The organism is Bacillus sp. D48C (assembly GCF_053345735.1).
Genome location: NZ_JBKFAQ010000041.1, coordinates 1 through 820, shown reverse-complemented (window position 1 = coordinate 820; position 820 = coordinate 1). Strand labels below are relative to the sequence as shown.

The following is an 820-nucleotide window of genomic DNA, read 5'->3' as shown; positions in this document are numbered from 1 at the left end:
AGCATGGTGACATGTGGAGCTGACGAATACTAATAGATCGAGGACTTAACCATATAATATGAAGCAATGTTATCTAGTTTTGAAAGAATATAAAAACTTGTTGACTTTCAAAAGTAAATAAGTTAAAATGATTCTTGTCTTAAATGAATACAGTCTGGTAATGATGGCAGAGAGGTCACACCCGTTCCCATACCGAACACGGAAGTTAAGCTCTCTAGCGCCGATGGTAGTTGGGACCTTGTCCCTGTGAGAGTAGGACGTTGCCAGGCAAAATGGAGGATTAGCTCAGCTGGGAGAGCACCTGCCTTACAAGCAGGGGGTCGGCGGTTCGATCCCGTCATCCTCCACCATATATGTCGGAGGGGTAGCGAAGTGGCTAAACGCGGCGGACTGTAAATCCGCTCCTTCGGGTTCGGCAGTTCGAATCTGCCCCCCTCCACCATTCTTAATTATTGGGCTATAGCCAAGCGGTAAGGCAACGGACTTTGACTCCGTCATGCGCTGGTTCGAATCCAGCTAGCCCAGCCATTAAGAGCCATTAGCTCAGTTGGTAGAGCATCTGACTTTTAATCAGAGGGTCGAAGGTTCGAATCCTTCATGGCTCACCATTTTTAATAAAACATGCGGGTGTGGCGGAATTGGCAGACGCACTAGACTTAGGATCTAGCGCCTTTGGCGTGGGGGTTCGACTCCCTTCACCCGCACTTTTAATAAAATAACTCATACATGTCTTGCGGAAGTAGTTCAGTGGTAGAATACAACCTTGCCAAGGTTGGGGTCGCGGGTTCGAATCCCGTCTTCCGCTCCAATTTTCAATATG

General features: G+C 47.7%; 6 tRNA genes and 1 rRNA gene. All 7 read left to right on the top strand.

From position 1 onward, the window contains the following. Positions 1-153: 153 nt before the first annotated feature. The 7 genes from rrf to ACLBXA_RS29360 all read left to right on the top strand — a co-directional run bounded on the left by rrf (position 154) and on the right by ACLBXA_RS29360 (position 808). Positions 154-269 (top strand): 5S ribosomal RNA (gene rrf, locus ACLBXA_RS29390). A gap of 5 nt (positions 270-274) precedes the next feature. Next, positions 275-350, top strand: a tRNA-Val gene (locus ACLBXA_RS29385). 8 nt (positions 351-358) lie between these two features. Continuing rightward, a tRNA-Tyr gene (locus ACLBXA_RS29380) sits at positions 359-442 on the top strand. A gap of 11 nt (positions 443-453) precedes the next feature. After that, positions 454-528 (top strand) — tRNA-Gln (locus ACLBXA_RS29375). A 4-nt stretch (positions 529-532) separates the two neighbouring features. Further along, positions 533-608: transfer RNA gene (locus tag ACLBXA_RS29370), tRNA-Lys, on the top strand. A 15-nt stretch (positions 609-623) separates the two neighbouring features. Beyond that, a tRNA-Leu gene (locus ACLBXA_RS29365) sits at positions 624-704 on the top strand. Between the two features lie 29 nt (positions 705-733). Continuing rightward, positions 734-808: transfer RNA gene (locus ACLBXA_RS29360), tRNA-Gly, on the top strand. Positions 809-820: the final 12 nt, after the last annotated feature.